This window comes from Staphylococcus sp. EG-SA-2 (genome assembly GCF_017152085.1).
Map to the genome: position 1 here is coordinate 1 of NZ_JACYHC010000074.1, position 562 is coordinate 562.

General features: G+C 35.8%; 2 protein-coding genes. One reads left to right on the forward strand and one right to left on the reverse strand.

Features of this window, described 5'->3' with window-relative positions:
• A partial coding sequence (locus tag IDG60_RS21695; RefSeq protein WP_241013314.1) for a hypothetical protein occupies positions 1-134 on the forward strand: 134 nt, incomplete at its 5' end.
• Positions 135-239: 105 nt separating this feature from the next.
• Here IDG60_RS21695 and IDG60_RS00575 read toward each other — a convergent pair.
• Positions 240-562: nucleoside transporter C-terminal domain-containing protein (locus IDG60_RS00575; RefSeq protein WP_274611425.1), on the reverse strand; the 323-nt coding region annotated here is incomplete at its 5' end.

Sequence of the window (562 nt, forward strand, 5' to 3'; positions counted from 1 at the left end):
CAGTTGCTTTTGTCTTTGCTTATATACTTAGCTTCATTGTCCCTTCAAAACATAAAAAAGATATAACGGGATTAACAATTTTTGAAAAAGATAAACCATCAACATACATTTCAAAAACGGCTACGAAAAAGTAGATTGTTATGATAAAACCCCGTCACTAAGTTATGATGCGCTGTTGCGCCAACTTGGTGACGGGGTTTTGATGTTGTTATGAATTTAATTTAGGTACTTCGATTAAATTATAATACTAGGCCAATGATTGATCCTGAAATGATAGAAGCTAGAGTTGAACCAAGTAGCAACCTCATTGCAAAGGATGCAACTTTTTCTCCTTGTTTATCACTAATGCCTTTAATTGAACCTACGATGATACCAACCGTACCAAAATTAGCGAAGCTTACTAAGTAAACTGAAATGATACCTTGTGTTCGAGCTGATACATCACCCAGGACATTTTTAAAATCAAGCATTGCTACAAACTCATTTGTAATTAATTTAGTCGCCATTAAAGAGCCAGCTGGAACAGCTTCGCTCCATGGAATCCCCATTAAGAATGCGATTG